Raw genomic sequence first — 15574 nt, forward strand, 5'->3', positions numbered from 1 at the left:
ACTACTAGGTTTTTTCTCTAAAATTCTTTTCAGAAGCATTCCATGTAGGGAGAAATAAGACAAGAGATATTAAAGCACAGCTTAATAAAGCCAAGAAAAAGCCTTGCCAACCCCAGTCTTGAGCTATTTTTCCTAAAGGATAACCTGCAAAAGCAGCGCCGAAATAAGCAAACCATCCAGTAAAACCACTGGCAGTTCCTGCTGCTTTTTTATGAGATAATTCAGCAGCTGCTAAACCAATCATCATTTGTGGCCCAAATAAAAAGAATCCAATAATAAAGAGAAAGATTCCATCTAACCACCAAAGATTTTGGTCGCGATTATACCACATGAGTAGGATAGAAAACAGTAAGCCCAAGGAGAATATTACATTCATTGGGCCGCGTTCTCCTTTGGAAATTTTATCTGATAGCCAGCCAGCAATTAACATGCCGAAGAGGCCCCCGATTTCAAATAGAGACACACAGAAATTTGCTGTAACAGCAACATAATGCTTAGTTTCTATTAAGAATAGGGCACTCCAATCATTCACTGCCATGCGCACAACATAAATAAAGAAAGAAGCGATAGATAGTAACCAGATCCACTTATTTGTTAGAACATAAGAGAATAGAATTTCTCTAGTTGAGAGCTCTTTTTCCATCTCTTCTTCTAAAATATCAGCAGTAGTTTCCTTGTGTTTTTGTGATTCTTGTTCTTGTTTATACCTTTCAATTGTAGGTAACCCTAAAGATTGTGGCGTGTCACGAAGACGATTAATTAATATAAAACCCATGCCAATGCACAAAAAACCAGGAATCAGCATAGCGCCACGCCATCCACAGCAATCAATAGCAAATCCCGTAAGAATAGGAATGAGAGCGCCTCCCACATTATGAGAAGTACTCCATACGCTCCACCAAGTACCTCGTTCAGATTTAGAATACCAGTGGGTTAATAAGCGAGCACATGGAGGCCAGCCCCATCCTTGAAACCAACCGTTCAGTCCCCACCATAGAGCAAGTAAAAAAATGGAAGACGACATTCCAAAGAAGATGTTTGTTAATCCCGTAATAATGAGACCTAAAGCCATAAAGTAACGAGGATTAGATTGGTCAGACATGACACCACTGACAAATTTACTGATGCCGTAAGTGATGTATAATGTACTCCCAATAATTCCTAACTGTGCTTTATCAAAGCCTAGATCTGCCATAAGAGTTGGCATAGCGAATGTGAAACTTTTTCGCGTGAAGTAGTAAAAGATGTACCCCACAAACATGCTATAAAAGATTCTCATTCTCCAATATTTGTACTTCTTTTTGACCAATTCTGGATCATCAATTTCCTTAATAGGCTTGGGAGGTTGAAAGAATTTAGTCCAAATATTCATTACGAGATCTCATATTTAAATATTTAATATAATCTATATAAGAGGCAGAATCCCTCAGGTTAACATATGGGCTGTGAAAAAACAAGAAAGTAGTGTGTTGGATAACGTAGATAATAAGAATACAAGTAAAGATTGTTCTCCAAACTAGGTACTATGTTTTATGTGAAGAATTCCGAGTCGCCTTATGGTGCAATACAATGAGAAAAATGATTTTTGCCTTTGTCAGTATGTTGTTATTTCCTTTAGCGATTGAGGAAAATAGAGAATTTTTTCTTTATGATCCAAGGGATGAAACATACGTAGTGCATATCTATGGACAAGAAGGTGAATTTTCTCCCCAGGAAATTATTGAGCCCCTCTTAGATGTACGAGATTCTTTGAACAGGGTTTAATTTTGCTCTTTATCTAGATTGTGGTATTCTGTTTTCCAATTAGATAAATAACAGGCGTATAGTGAAAACAGCTTTGCCCAAAGGGGTTTTTGATATATTTCCTTACATTGCTGATGCCAAGCATATGTGGAGGAATACTTCCCTATGGCATAAAGTAGAACATGTAGTGCATGAAGTTTGTGCATTGTATGGATTTTCAGAGATTCGTACCCCTGTGTTTGAAAGCACTTCCTTGTTTTTGCATGCAGGAGAACAAAGTGACATTGTTAAGAAGGAAATGTACACTTTTGTAGATAAGAAGGGGAGGTCATTAACGTTGCGCCCTGAGGGCACGGCTCCCATTGTACGTGCATTCATAGATCACCTTGCTCATCAGCGTCACGAAAATAAATTCTACTATATTCTGCCTATGTTTCGTTATGAACGACAGCAATCAGGAAGATATCGACAGCATCATCAATTTGGCCTCGAAGCTATAGGAGTAAAACATCCTTTACGTGATGCAGAAGTTTTAAGTTTGCTTTGGCAGTTTTATACTTCTGTAGGTCTTCAAAATATGTTGCTGCAATTAAATTTTTTAGGAGGGGAGGGGGCGCGTAAGCGTTACGACGCGGTTTTGCGTGAGTATTTTTCTAAGTATTTCTCTTCATTGTCTGCGCTGAGTCAAGAAAGGTACCATACAAATTTATTGAGAATTTTAGATTCCAAAGAACCTGAAGATCAGGATATCATAGTTTCCGCACCAGTGATTCTTGATTATATCTCTGATGAAGATAGGAAATATTTTGATCAAGTATTGTCAGCATTAACAGATTTACATATTCCCTATACAATTCATCCCCGACTGGTCCGTGGGCTAGATTACTATACAGATATTGTTTTTGAAGCAGTAACTACTTGTGAGGGGCATTCTTATGCTTTAGGAGGAGGCGGTCGGTATGATGGTCTGATAGGTGCTTCGGGCGGCCCTAGAACCCCTGCTTGTGGATTTGGCGTAGGGTTAGAAAGAGTGATACAGACTTTGTTGGCTCAAGGGAATCTCCATCTCCCCCGTTCTCACAAGTGCCGATTAATTTCTTTAGAACCTCAAGCAGACACATTTTGTTTTTTATGGGCCCAGCATTTACGTAATTTAGGAGTTCCCACAGAAGTTGATTGGACACATAAAAAATTGAAAATGGCTTTGAAAATAGCAGATGTAGAACAAGTAACTTTTACTTGTCCCATAGGGGAAAGGGAGTTGCTTTCCGAGCAATTCATTATGAAAAATATGTCTTTACATCAAGAGTTCTCTGGTTCGAAGCAGGAGATAGAGCAAAGGTTGCTATATGAAATACAGAACACATCATTGTAATGAACTTTCTCTAAGTAATGTTGGAGAGACTGTACGCTTATCTGGTTGGGTACACCGGTATCGTAACCATGGAGGGGTCGTTTTCATAGATTTGCGTGATCGCTTTGGTATTACACAGATAGTTTGTCGCGAGAGTGATAATCCTACTTTGCATCGATTAGTAGATTCCTTACGCTCTGAGTGGGTGTTATCTATAGAAGGGCGTGTTTGTCAGCGCTTGGAAGGTATGAAGAACGCTAGTCTGAAGACAGGGGATATAGAGGTAGAGATAGAGCAGTTGACTGTATTATCGGAAGCAAAAAACACACCTTTTTCTATTGCAGATGAGCATATTAATGTTAACGAAGAATTACGTTTGGAATATCGTTACTTAGACATGCGTCGAGGGCATATCTTGGATAGATTAATTTGTCGACATAAAGTTATGCTAGCATGTCGCCAGTATATGGATTCGCAAGGATTTACTGAAGTTGTTACTCCAGTATTGGGTAAATCAACTCCTGAGGGGGCACGAGATTATGTAGTTCCTTCCAGAATCTATCCAGGGAGTTTTTATGCTTTGCCTCAATCTCCTCAGTTATTTAAACAAATTTTAATGATAGGTGGCCTGGATCGTTATTTCCAAATTGCCACGTGCTTTAGAGATGAAGACCTCCGCGCAGATCGTCAGCCGGAATTTTCCCAGATTGATATTGAAATGAGTTTTGCTTCTCCCGACGACTTATTTCCTATTATTGAGAAGCTGCTCGTGGAGATGTTTGCAACGCAGGGGGTTTCTATTCAATTGCCATTACCCAGAATGACCTACAAAGAGGCTAAAGATCTCTATGGCACAGATAAACCCGATCTTCGTTTTGGTTTGCAACTACGCAATTGTTGTGAGCATGCTAAGAAATTTACTTTTTCCATATTTCTAGATCAATTGGCTCATGGGGGGGTAATTAAAGGTTTTTGTGTTCCTGGAGGGGCAGATATTTCTCGTAAGCAATTGGATGGATACACGGAATTTGTAAAACGCTATGGGGCCATGGGGCTTGTTTGGATCAAAAAGCAAGGGAACACTGTTGCTTCTAATGTAGCGAAATTTGCTTCAGAATCTGTATTTCAAGATATGTTTTCTGATTTTGAAGCTAAGGATAATGATATTTTATTGTTAGTAGCAGCTCCGGAGGCAATTGCAAATCAATCGTTAGATCACTTACGTAGATTGATTGCTAAAGAACGTCAATTATATGATGAATCACAGTATAATTTTGTTTGGATAACAGATTTCCCTTTATTTACTGAGGAAGAAGGTAAGGTATGTGCAGAGCATCATCCATTCACTTCTCCTTTAGAGGAAGATATTCCTCTTCTTGATACGGATCCTTTATCTGTGCGTTCTTCGAGTTATGATCTAGTATTAAATGGTTATGAAATAGCTTCGGGATCACAACGCATTCACAACGCTAATTTACAAAATAAAATATTTTCTATTTTAGAATTAACTCCTACAGATATTAAAGAAAAATTTGGTTTCTTTGTTGATGCGTTAAGTTTTGGTACGCCTCCGCATTTAGGAATTGCTCTAGGTTTGGATCGCATTATGATGGTATTGACTCATGCTGATAGTATACGTGAGGTTATTGCTTTCCCTAAGACCCAAAAGGCTGCAGATCTCATGATGAGCGCTCCTGCAGAAATTATGACTTCCCAATTAAAAGAACTAAATATTAAGGTAACTTCTTAAATCATTATACCGTTTTGGAGCGAGTACTCATTTGAGTTCAAAGCAACCAACTATAGGAGAGAAAGTATGAAAACACGGTGGCATGTTATAATAACAATGATAATGTCTTTTTTCATTGCCTCTTGTGATTGGAGTCAAAAAAGTGAGACTCAGCCATTACAAGTGAGTGAAAAAAACACGAATGAAAATTCACAGCTTTCCGAATATCAGCAGATATCACGTACCTTTGGACACCTGCTTGCAAGACAATTACGTAAGTCTGAAGATGTTATGATGGATATTGCAGAAGTAGCTAAAGGTTTACAAGAAGAATTAGCATGTAAAAGCGCGCCTTTAACAGAATCAGAATATGAGGAAAAAATGGCGGAAATACAGCAAAAGATTTTTGAGAAGAAGGCTAAAGAGAATCTATCTCTTGCTGAAAGGTTCTTAAGAGAAAATAAAAAAAATACTGATGTTATTGAAGTTCAAGCAAATAAATTGCAGTACCGTATTGTGAAAGAGGGGGCGGGTAAAGTTTTAACTGGGAAACCCTCAGCTTTATTACATTACAAAGGTAGTTTTATAGATGGGCAAGTCTTCAGTAGTTCAGATACAAATAAGGAACCAATTCTTCTGCCTCTTGGGCAAACTATTCCTGGATTTGCTCTAGGTATGCAAGGAATGAAGGAAGGAGAAACACGCATTTTGTACATTCATCCTGACCTAGCTTATGGTACTGCGGGACAATTACCTCCGAATTCCTTGCTAATTTTTGAAATTCAATTAATTGAGACTATAGAGGAATCCGTAGCAGCTGCAGATTCCATGGAGACAAAGAATCCTGCATGAGGGTAGTTCTTTATAATCCCGATATTCCTCAGAATACGGGGAACATAGGTAGGACATGTTTAGCTTTAGGGGCCTCCTTGATTTTAGTGAGACCTCTAGGGTTTTCTTTGCTTGATAAGTTTGTTAAACGTGCGGGCATGGATTATTGGGATCAAGTAAACGTATCCGTAGTGGACTCTTTAGAGGAGGCCTTGGCCGGTGTCAGTCTAGATAAAATGTTTTTTTTATCAACAAAAGGCTCGAAATACTATGGAGAGGCTTCTTTACCTATAGATGGGACATACATTTTTGGTTCCGAATCTAAAGGTTTGCCTGAAGAAATGCTAAAACAATACTACAACCACTGTTATTATTTACCAATGAGACCTGGAATTCGATCTTTAAATTTAGCAACAACTGTGGGTGTAGTCCTATTTGAAGTGGTACGACAAAATAATTATAGTAGCTATATTCGTAAGGGATTAAGCGTGCTTAGTAATTAGCTTCACTAAGGTATCTTTATCTTTTAATCCAACCACACGGTCGACTTCTTCACCATTTTTAAATAAAATTAATGTAGGAATAGAAGAAACACCATATTTTTCTGCTGTAGCAGAAGCATTATCAATATCAACTTTACCAATAGACACATTAGATAGTTCTGAGGCTACAGCATCGAGCACAGGGGACAACATCTTGCAAGGGCCACACCATTCAGCAAAAAAATCTATTAATACGAGTCCTGAGGCAATAAAAGAATTGAAGTTTTCGTTAGTTACAATTTTAACCATAATGTTCCTAATTTGCTTTGGCAGTTATTTTACTGCAGCTAAGAAGACTTGAACTTCCATGAGCATAAGCTCACTAGAACCTGAATCTAGCGCGTCTACCGATTCCGCCATAGCTGCATGATGGCAGATTGTAGACATAGGGTAAAAAAAACACAATTCAGAAACTTTTTCAAAGAAAAAGAACTGATAATTGCAAGTGAAAAAGGCGTAATTTCTCGAGAATAAGGATCTTAGTTTTGAGGGAATGCGAGACGACTTCTTTGATAAGGAGAGGTTGTGGTTATAGTGTTAGGATTTCTTAATGACAATCGACATAGAATTGTTTGTTCATGAGGATAAAAGCATAATATGTAATTAAATATTTTAATTTCGAGAGTCTTTCTTCGCTCTTTAATTAATAGGAAAAGGATTCTTTATGGGAGGCAGGGTTAGAGCTTTATGTTCAATATAATTCTAGGCTTATGTTAGTATGATTGATTTAATGTGCAAGTTGCGAAAAGATTCTTGATTTATTGTTCATCTGTTTTTCTGCAATAAATTTAAGAAACGATTCGGTTGCTTCATTAGATGGAAAAAGGGTGAGCATGGATATTTCCGGAAGCATCAAGAAAAAACTTCTCCAGTTTTTGGGTAAGCAAAAAAAACCAGAATTGTTAGGCACGTATCTTTTTTATTTAGAGCAAGCTCTGGGACTACGTCCCGTGGTGTTTGTTCGTGATAGAATGATTTTTAAAACTCCGGAAGATGCTGTACGCATTTTAGAAGCAGATAAAAAAATTTGGCGAGAAACAGAAATACAAATTTGTTCTGGTAAACCAGAAGTTAATGAACATACAAAAAGGATCTATATTTGCCCTTTTACAGGGAAAGTTTTTGCAGATAATGTATATGCGAATCCTCAAGATGCTATTTATGATTGGCTATCTTCGTGCCCTCAGAATACGGAGCGTCAAAGCGGTGTTCGTGTAAAGCGTTTTCTTGTTTCTGATGATCCCAAAATGATCCAAGAATATATTGTACCTCCGAAAGAGCCCATTATTAAAACTGTTTTTTCTTCTGTAGTTACAGGAAAATTATTCCATAGTTTACCAGCTCTTATAGAAGAATTTACTGCAAACTATTTACGTCCAATGACTTTAGAGGAAGTGCAAAATCAAAATAAATTCCAATTAGAAAATTCCTTTTTATCCTTGTTACAAGATGCTTTAGTGGAAGACAAAATAGCTGAGTTCGTAGAAAGCCTAGCGGATGATACCGCCTTTCATGTGTACATTAGTCAATGGATAGATACAGACGAATAACAAATTCTGCTCAAGAAACTTTACGTTTAGGTAAGATACTTGGTAAATGCCTTCCTAGGGGGAGCGTAGTATTGTTATTTGGTGATTACGGAGTAGGAAAAACGGAGTTTGTACGTGGTATTGTACAGGGCTATCTCGGAGATGCATTAGCTCAAGATGTTGCTAGCCCTTCTTTTACTCTTTTACATGTATATGGTAGCGAACCTCGAAGAATTTGCCACTATGATTTTTATCGATTGGTAGATAATAAAGATGTTTATCAGGAAGTATTCCGCGATACTGAAGAAGATGATGTTATATGCGTGGAATGGCCTGATAAAATGACTCCTCCACGTTTTCGTGAGACGGTACGAGTTGACATAAAAACATTAACCAGCATTCAAAGAGAGGTAAGCATATACGCCTCACCTTTCTTATTAATTTCGTTCAAGGAATAAACATGGCATTACTTAAAGATACGGTTTTTGTTTGCTTAGATTGTGAAATGACAGGATTGGATATAAAAAAAGATCGTATTATTGAATTTGCTGCAGTACGTTTCACTTTTGATAAGGTAATTGATTCAATAGAATGTTTAATTAATCCCGAGCGTGTTGTCTCTGCTGAATCACAGAAAATACACGGAATTTCTAATGCTATGTTAAAAAATCAGCCTCTTATGGCTACTGTATTTCCTAAGATTAAAGCCTTTTTAAAAGAAGGAGATTATATAGTTGGTCACAGTGTAGGGTTTGATATACAGGTTTTGTCTCAGGAAGCAGAAAGAATAGGGAGCTCTTTTCTCTCAAAATACCACATTATTGATACATTACGATTGGCAAAAGAATATGGCGATAGTCCAAATAATTCTTTAGAAGCTCTAGCTGTGCATTTTAATGTGCCCTATGATGGTAACCATCGTGCTATGAAGGATGTCGAAATTAATATCAGCATTTTCAAGCATTTTTGTAGGCGTTTTCGTACAATTGAGCAACTACAACAGGTTTTGGCTAAACCTATTAAAATGAAATATATGCCTTTAGGGAAGCATAAAGGACGTTGTTTTTCGGAAATTCCTCTATCCTATCTACAATGGGCTGCAAAAATGGATTTTGATCCTGACCTACGTTTTTCTATTCGCCATGAAATTAAACATCGCCAAAAAGGAGTAAGTTTTACTCAGGTAAATAATCCATTTATTGGCTTATAATTCTCTCTCTCTATTTTCAAGTAATCTCTTGATTTTCTTTAATTCGGAGGCTACTATCCAACAAAGTGTGGTAAAGGGACACTTCGTCATAAAGAGAATATCTCATGCTAAAGAAAAAGCCCGTATCTTTTAGTTGTATAGATGGCCATATTTATAAAATTTTCCCCAATGATTTAAATGCAAATAATACAGTGTTTGGTGGTTTATTAATGAGTTTATTAGATCGCCTGGCTCTTGTTGTTGCGGAAAGACACGCAGAATGTATTTGTGTCACTGCATTTGTCGATGCTTTGTGTTTTTATGCTCCTGCATATATGGGAGAGAATTTAATATGTAAAGCAGCCGTAAATCGCACATGGAAAACTTCTTTAGAAGTAGGCGTTAAGGTTTGGGCAGAAAATATTTACAAACAGGAAAGAAGACATATTACTTCAGCATATTTTACTTTTGTTGCTGTAGACGAAAATAATGCCCCTACGCCTGTCCATCAAATTGTACCAGAAACCACTGAAGAACAACGGCGGTATAACGAAGCTGATCAACGTAGGCAGGCTCGATTAAATATGAATAAATAGGAACGTTTTGTTTAGGATTATTAGTTTTTTTTGTTCCTGGATTCTTATAGCTTTTGCTCAACCGGATTGCAGTATACTATTTTCTTGTTTGGGAAGCGCATGGGGCTACGGTCTTCTTTGGTATAGTTTAGAACCCTGCACACAGCATTCTCTTTCTTGGAAGAAAGTATTTCTAATAGTATTTTTCTGGGGTATAACTCTCTACGGTTGGCATTTTTCCTGGATGTTATCTGATTTTTATGTAGGAAAATTTATCTACCTTGTTTGGGCAATGCTTTGCGGACTACTTGCATGTTTATTGTCACTATTTTCTTGCTGTCTTATTTATGCGATTAGAAAAAAAATGTTCGCTATTCTCTGGTGTTTCCCCGGATTTTGGGTAGGTATAGAGATGTTAAGATTTTACTTTCTCTTATCCGGAATGTCACTAGATTATTTAGGGTGGCCAATAACAGCTACGGCTTATGGAAGACAATTCGGAGGAATTTTTGGTTGGGCAGGAGAAAGTTTTTTACTAGTCATGACGGGAATTAGCTTTTATCTTGTTTTGCTAAGAAAACGTTATTCTTTTCGTTTGTGGTTAATATGTGCTCTATTTCCATATGTTGTAGGTGGATTGCATTATGAATATCTGAAAGTAGGATTTTCTAATCGAGATAGCTTACGACTAGCTGTAATTCAGCCAGCAAGCTCACCTTATACGAACTGTACGCCAGGCGGAGCTTTTTGCACATGGCAGAGATTAATTCATCTTGCATCTATAGTAAAAAAACCAGTAGATCTTGTGATTTTCCCAGAAGCTGTTCTCCCCTTTGCTCAGGATAGAAAAGTCTATTCCTATGATGAGAGTCGCAGCATACTAGCTCCTTTAGTAGATTTGAAACAACGAGACGAGTTTTTAACAAATATTGATTGGATGCGTGCGCTTGTTGATTATTTTGACTGCCCGGTTCTTATGGGGTTGGAGAGGTTTGAAGAAAGAGATTCTCAGGTATATGTTTATAATTCTGCCACATGCCTTTCTCATGAAGGAGGGGTGTTTAGTTATGATAAACGTATTCTCGTCCCCGGGGGAGAGTACATTCCTTGCGGTAGATTAGGTTGGTTCTTTTGTAAGAAATATTTTCCTGAGTACGCACTGACATGTCGCCGTCTTCCAGGAATTCGTTCTGGAGTACTAAAAATACAGAACTTGCCTAAGATGGGAATATCGATTTGTTATGAAGAAACTTTTGGGAATTTACTTAGACAATATAAAAATGAAGGCGCAAAGTTTCTTGTAAATTTAACTAATGATGGCTGGTATCCTTCTTCAAGGCTTCCTCAAGTGCATTTTTTTCATGGAATTTTACGTAATCAAGAATTAGGTATGCCTTGTGTACGTTCTTGCCATACGGGTGTTACTGTAGCAGCAGATGCTTTAGGTAGAGTTTTACATATGCTTCCATATGAAACTTGTTCTAGAAAAGCATTTCCAGGGGTGCTGCAAATCGATCTTCCTTTGCAGAATTATTTTACTTTATATTCTTGGTGGGGAGATCTACCTATGATCATTTTATCTATAATCTCTCTTAGTTGGATGGGATGTTATTTTGGATATCGCTTGCTTGCTAAAAAAGAAAAAGGATAATATACAAACACTCTTTCTCAGGTTTTTACATGTTAGAACGAGCTCAAAGAACGTTAAAGCGTGAAGTGCATTACTCTGGAGTGGGGATTCACTTTGGAAAGTCAGCGACTTTAACTTTAGAGCCTGCTGAAGAAAATACGGGAATCGTTTTCTCCCGTTCAGATACTGCAGGAGAATATATTCCAGCATTGCTTTCTCATGTGTGTAGTACAGGGCGAAGTACTACATTATCTTCAGGGGATTCTGTTATTGCAACTGTTGAACATCTCATGGCTGCCTTGCGGTCTAGTAATATTGATAATGTGATTGTTCATTGTAGTGAAGAAGAAGTCCCTATAGGGGATGGGAGTTCACAGGTGTTTATGCAGCTTATTGATGATGCAGGTATTTGCGAGCAAAATGCTAAAGTCTCTATTGCGCAACTATCTCGGCCCGTGTACTATCAAACCCAAGATACTTTTCTTGCGGCTTTTCCCTGTGATGAATTGAAAATTTCGTATACTTTGCATTATCCTCAAAGTCCTACTATAGGAACTCAATATCGTTCTTTCGTGATAACTGAAGGATCTTTTCGCAAGGAAATTGCTCCTTGTAGAACATTTGCTCTATACAATGAGTTGTGTTTTTTGATGGATAAGGGATTAATAGGAGGAGGCTGCTTAGAGAATGCCGTTGTGTTTAAAGATGATGGTATTATTAGTCGAGGTCCGCTACGTTTTGCAGATGAACCTGTGAGGCATAAAGTTTTGGATTTAATAGGCGATTTATCTTTAGTTGGTAAGCCTTTTAAAGCACATATTGTAGCTGTAGGATCAGGGCATTCTTCAAATGTTGCCTTAGGTAGAAAAATTCTAGAAGTATTGCAATCTTAAGAAATGAGTGGTGAATGAAAGAGGCTCCTGTAATTAAATTACGAGAATTATTAAACTTACTTCCGCATCGCTATCCATTTTTACTTGTGGATCGTGTATTGTCTTATGATTTAGAAAAAAAGTCGATAGTTGCACAAAAAAATGTAACGATAAACGAGCCTTTTTTCGTAGGGCATTTTCCTGAAATACCCATCATGCCTGGAGTGTTGATATTAGAATCTTTGTCACAAGCAGCCGGAGTATTGCTGGGCTTAATTTTAGAAAATGATCGACATAAGAGGTTGGCTTTATTTCTAGGGATACAAAAAGCAAAGTTTCGTCAGGCGGTAAGACCTGGCGATGTTCTTACGCTTCATGCAGAATTTTCCCTAATTTCTCCCAGAGGGGGTAAGGCGATGGCGAAGGCTTGTGTAGGTTCTCAAGTTGTTGCTGAGGGCGAACTGAGTTTTGCTCTAGTAGATAAAGAATCTTTAGATTGACGGAGACATATGACGAACATTCACCCAACAGCAATTATTGAATCTGGGGCTAAAATCGGTCAGAATGTTGTTATTGAGCCGTATGCAGTGATCAAATCTACGGTGACCCTTTGTGATAATGTAGTGGTTAAATCATATGCTTATATTGACGGGCACACTACTATAGGTAAAGGGACGACAATTTGGCCATCGGCAATGATAGGCAATAAACCTCAGGATTTAAAATATCAGGGGGAAAAAACCTATGTGACTATTGGTGAAAACTGTGAGATCCGAGAATTTGTTATTATTACTTCCTCAACGTTTGAAGGGACGACAGTTTCCATAGGAAATAATTGTTTAATTATGCCTTGGGCTCATGTAGCTCATAATTGTACTATTGGAAATCACGTGATTTTGAGTAATCATGCGCAGTTAGCTGGTCATGTGTTTGTAGGAGATTATGCTATCATTGGAGGCATGGTTGGAGTTCATCAATTTGTCCGCATAGGGGCGCACGCTATGGTGGGTGCCTTAAGCGGTGTTCGTCGTGACATTCCCCCCTATACTATAGGAACAGGGAATCCCTACCAGTTGGGAGGGATAAATAAAATAGGTTTGCAGAGAAGACAGGTACCTTTTGAAACACGTTTAATTTTAATTAAAGTGTTTAAAAAGGTATATCGTAGTACGAGAAGTTTTTCGGAAGCTTTATTAGAAGCTCAGGAAGAATATGGTCACATTCCTGAAGTGCAAAGCTTTGTTCATTTTTGTCAGCATCCAAGTAAACGAGGTATCGAGCGGGGTGCTGATAAAGACGCATTCCAAGATGAAATATTGAGTAAGGAAGTCTTAGTTGAATCTTAAAATATAAGATTTTTCTTCTGAAACTCATAGAATGGTCTATTATCGCTTCGCTTTGGTTTTTATTTTTTAAGATTTGTAAGTGTTATAGGTAGATTATCGTATTTATGATGAGATAAATCGAGGTCAACTATAGGTGAGCTTTTATAGAAAGTTGGCTTTAAAATAATTTTCTAAAAATTTTTTTAATTAAAAAATTAGCATTTCTAATGTGTTTATTAATTTACTTTAGCAATTAAGTGCCATCTGTGATATAGTTTTCCCCTTGAAAGTGCTTCAATTAAGTTTATTAATTTTGAATCGAGGAGGTGGATATGGCTTCTGCAGCATCACGTGCAGTACCCACCCTTTGTCTCGCTGGGAGAGTGGTTTCCTTAGGTTCGTCAAAACAAAAGCTTCAATTGCCTGGGAATTGCTTCTCGCAATTTTTGACAAGTAGATCGAACCATTTAGCCCGTTACGTTAAGGAAACAAAGAATATAGATAAGGCGTTTAAGTTTGCTAAGTCTGCGTCGGAGTTCTCTTATCGTCTGCTAGATCTTACGGGGAATTCAGGAGAGATTTCGCTTACGCTGCAAAATACAACGAGTACGCTAAGCACGGCACGATCTGTGATAGCCCTAACTAATGCGTATAATGGAGCAATCCCTGGATTTGTAAGTGCTGTTAGAAGTTGCTATCAGCATATAAAACAGTGTATTTCTCCTAATCGCTATGGCAGCGAAAAAGTTATTGCTTATAATGAGTGCTATATCAATAGAGCGGATCATGCATTGGCAGCTATTGACTCTTTAAGTGTGGCTGTAGGGGCATCGACCTATGTAGCAACGTTTGGTGTTGTTCGTCCTGTGCTGCTAGCTAATAAACTTGCTAATACGCCCTTCTTGCGCTCAGAACTTAAACAGGCTTTAGGTAGTAGTGTTGATTACATGATGACCGCAAATCATGCTGCGGGAGTTGTTGGTAAGATAGCGGTTTTAGCCTATGAAACACGTGCCTATAGTCGAGCAAAAGAACAATTGGATTCTCTTATCCAGGCAGAGCAAGATGTTTCACGTCATGGGGAAATGTTGGGCAGCTTACGACAATCACATCTTCAGGCTTTGAAGAAAACAATTCTTGCTCTATTAGAGAAGGCTTTTGAGCTTATTGCCGATATTGTGAAGTTTGTTCCTATGCCTCATTATACTGCTTTACGTCTTGTCGTGGTTTCTGGGTTAGTAACAGTATCCAGTGCTCTTGGCTGTTATTCTCTCTGGACAAGTTCATAAGGAAACTTCCTAGTTTTTATAGTATTGGGAAAACGCTTCTAGATTTTCTAGAAGCGTTTTTTTTGTTTTATTAGTAAATAAAAATTTTAATAAGAATGAAGTTATACGTTCTTATTCAGAAGTCTCATTTTTTCTTATTGTAAAAATCTTCCTCCTCTGATAACCTACCCCTTTATTTTCTTAATGAAAAGGTTCCTTTTCTTTTTAGGAAATTCTACGAGCAAAATGCTAAAATAGTTTGTCTGATTGTGTTCACTTCGGTGTTTTCAGTCATTGTTTTGTTAATGGGTACTGTATGCGATCTCAGCTTAGCTTAATGGGAAAAAAGGAAGGCATGGTTCATGTCTTTGATAAAGAAGGAAATCTAGTAGCATGCTCGGTAATTAGCATGAGTTCTAATGTTGTTACTCAAGTAAAGTTAAAAATGACCGATGGCTATAACGCTGTTCAGTTAGGAGTAGACGAACTTAATGTTAAAGAGAAAACTTTGTTAAGGCGTATGAATAAGCCAGAAATAGGTCATTGTAAAAAATCTGGCTCGCGAATTTTTCGTACATTAAAAGAAGTTCGTCTTTCTGAAGAAGCAATCCAGGAAGTTTCTCTAGGGAATGAGTTTGGTGTAGAATCTTTTGAGAATGTTACCTCTGTGGATGTTAGTGGTGTTTCCAAAGGTAAGGGATTTCAGGGGGTAATGAAAAAGTACGGATTTCGTGGAGGCCCCGGAAGTCATGGTTCTGGATTTCATCGACATGCTGGTTCTATAGGAATGAGATCTACGCCAGGGCGGTGTTTCCCAGGAAGTAAGCGTCCTAGTCATATGGGTGCTGTCAATGTGACAGTGAAAAATTTAGAAGTAGTTAAAGTAGATCCAGAGAAGAAAGTTCTTTTAGTTAAGGGAGCTATTCCCGGTGCTAAGGGGTCTATTGTTGTAGTGAGACGTTCCTCAAAGGTGTAAATAGAAGAGGG

At 37.8% G+C, this 15574-nt stretch carries 16 protein-coding genes and 1 tRNA gene; 14 read left to right on the forward strand and 3 right to left on the reverse strand.

All coding sequences use genetic code 11. The annotated features are described in order from the left end of the window. Window positions 1-4: 4 nt before the first annotated feature. Entirely contained in the window at window positions 5-1372 is a 1368-nt protein-coding gene (gene pgtP, locus M787_RS02300; protein ID WP_021828848.1) for an MFS transporter, read from the reverse strand. A gap of 453 nt (window positions 1373-1825) precedes the next feature. On the opposite strand from pgtP, the gene hisS reads away from it, so the two are divergent. From hisS to M787_RS02325, 4 genes are all read left to right on the forward strand, one after another. Beyond that, window positions 1826-3118 (forward strand): histidine--tRNA ligase, encoded by a 1293-nt coding sequence (gene hisS, locus M787_RS02310; protein ID WP_021828850.1) that lies wholly within the window; start codon window positions 1826-1828, stop codon window positions 3116-3118. Continuing rightward, on the forward strand, window positions 3093-4847 hold the full coding sequence (aspS, locus tag M787_RS02315; protein WP_021828851.1) for an aspartate--tRNA ligase: 1755 nt from the start codon (window positions 3093-3095) through the stop codon (window positions 4845-4847). Before hisS ends, aspS begins: the two co-directional genes overlap by 26 nt. Window positions 4848-4913: 66 nt before the next feature. Then, window positions 4914-5678 carry an FKBP-type peptidyl-prolyl cis-trans isomerase gene (locus M787_RS02320; protein ID WP_021828852.1) on the forward strand — a complete coding sequence of 255 codons (765 nt, stop codon included), beginning with the start codon at window positions 4914-4916 and terminating at the stop codon, window positions 5676-5678. Then, window positions 5675-6160, forward strand: coding sequence for a tRNA (cytidine(34)-2'-O)-methyltransferase (locus M787_RS02325; RefSeq protein WP_021828853.1), 486 nt, complete (start codon window positions 5675-5677; stop codon window positions 6158-6160). Before M787_RS02320 ends, M787_RS02325 begins: the two co-directional genes overlap by 4 nt. On the opposite strand, the gene trxA is transcribed toward M787_RS02325, so the two are convergent. Both trxA and M787_RS02335 read right to left on the reverse strand, forming a co-directional pair. Continuing rightward, on the reverse strand, window positions 6140-6448 hold the full coding sequence (gene trxA, locus M787_RS02330; protein ID WP_021828854.1) for a thioredoxin: 309 nt from the start codon (window positions 6446-6448) through the stop codon (window positions 6140-6142). The two genes, M787_RS02325 and trxA, sit on opposite strands and share 21 nt — an antisense overlap. 33 nt (window positions 6449-6481) lie before the next feature. Then, window positions 6482-6565, reverse strand: a tRNA-Leu gene (locus M787_RS02335). 467 nt (window positions 6566-7032) lie between these two features. Here M787_RS02335 and M787_RS02340 point away from each other — a divergent pair. The 10 genes from M787_RS02340 (at window position 7033) to rplC (ending at window position 15563) form a co-directional block, all read left to right on the forward strand. Beyond that, window positions 7033-7749: a DUF2709 domain-containing protein gene (locus M787_RS02340; RefSeq protein ID WP_021828855.1), complete on the forward strand. Its 717-nt coding sequence runs from the start codon at window positions 7033-7035 to the stop codon at window positions 7747-7749. Next, on the forward strand, window positions 7728-8186 hold the full coding sequence (gene tsaE / locus M787_RS02345; RefSeq protein ID WP_021828856.1) for a tRNA (adenosine(37)-N6)-threonylcarbamoyltransferase complex ATPase subunit type 1 TsaE: 459 nt from the start codon (window positions 7728-7730) through the stop codon (window positions 8184-8186). The genes M787_RS02340 and tsaE overlap by 22 nt, the downstream gene beginning before the upstream one ends. 2 nt (window positions 8187-8188) lie before the next feature. Beyond that, a complete protein-coding gene (locus M787_RS02350) occupies window positions 8189-8938 on the forward strand; it encodes a putative quorum-sensing-regulated virulence factor (RefSeq protein ID WP_021828857.1) in 750 nt (249 codons plus the stop codon). Window positions 8939-9042: 104 nt separating this feature from the next. Next, on the forward strand, window positions 9043-9513 hold the full coding sequence (locus M787_RS02355) for an acyl-CoA thioesterase (protein WP_021828858.1): 471 nt from the start codon (window positions 9043-9045) through the stop codon (window positions 9511-9513). Window positions 9514-9520: 7 nt separating this feature from the next. Further along, window positions 9521-11143 (forward strand): apolipoprotein N-acyltransferase, encoded by a 1623-nt coding sequence (gene lnt / locus M787_RS02360; protein WP_021828859.1) that lies wholly within the window; start codon window positions 9521-9523, stop codon window positions 11141-11143. Window positions 11144-11172: 29 nt separating this feature from the next. Further along, entirely contained in the window at window positions 11173-12015 is an 843-nt protein-coding gene (gene lpxC, locus M787_RS02365; RefSeq protein WP_021828860.1) for a UDP-3-O-acyl-N-acetylglucosamine deacetylase, read from the forward strand. 14 nt (window positions 12016-12029) lie between these two features. After that, on the forward strand, window positions 12030-12494 hold the full coding sequence (gene fabZ, locus M787_RS02370) for a 3-hydroxyacyl-ACP dehydratase FabZ (protein ID WP_021828861.1): 465 nt from the start codon (window positions 12030-12032) through the stop codon (window positions 12492-12494). A gap of 9 nt (window positions 12495-12503) precedes the next feature. Beyond that, the gene (lpxA, locus tag M787_RS02375; protein ID WP_021828862.1) at window positions 12504-13340 is read left to right on the forward strand and encodes an acyl-ACP--UDP-N-acetylglucosamine O-acyltransferase; all 837 of its coding nucleotides are present in this window, start codon (window positions 12504-12506) and stop codon (window positions 13338-13340) included. 311 nt (window positions 13341-13651) lie between these two features. Next, complete coding sequence (locus M787_RS02380) at window positions 13652-14608, forward strand: CT529 family inclusion membrane protein (protein ID WP_021828863.1); 957 nt, start codon at window positions 13652-13654, stop codon at window positions 14606-14608. A gap of 295 nt (window positions 14609-14903) precedes the next feature. Beyond that, the gene (gene rplC / locus M787_RS02385; protein ID WP_021828864.1) at window positions 14904-15563 is read left to right on the forward strand and encodes a 50S ribosomal protein L3; all 660 of its coding nucleotides are present in this window, start codon (window positions 14904-14906) and stop codon (window positions 15561-15563) included. The last annotated feature ends 11 nt before the right edge of the window (window positions 15564-15574 follow it).

Origin of the sequence: Chlamydia gallinacea 08-1274/3 (genome assembly GCF_000471025.2) — a bacterium.
GTDB lineage: Bacteria > Chlamydiota > Chlamydiia > Chlamydiales > Chlamydiaceae > Chlamydia > Chlamydia gallinacea.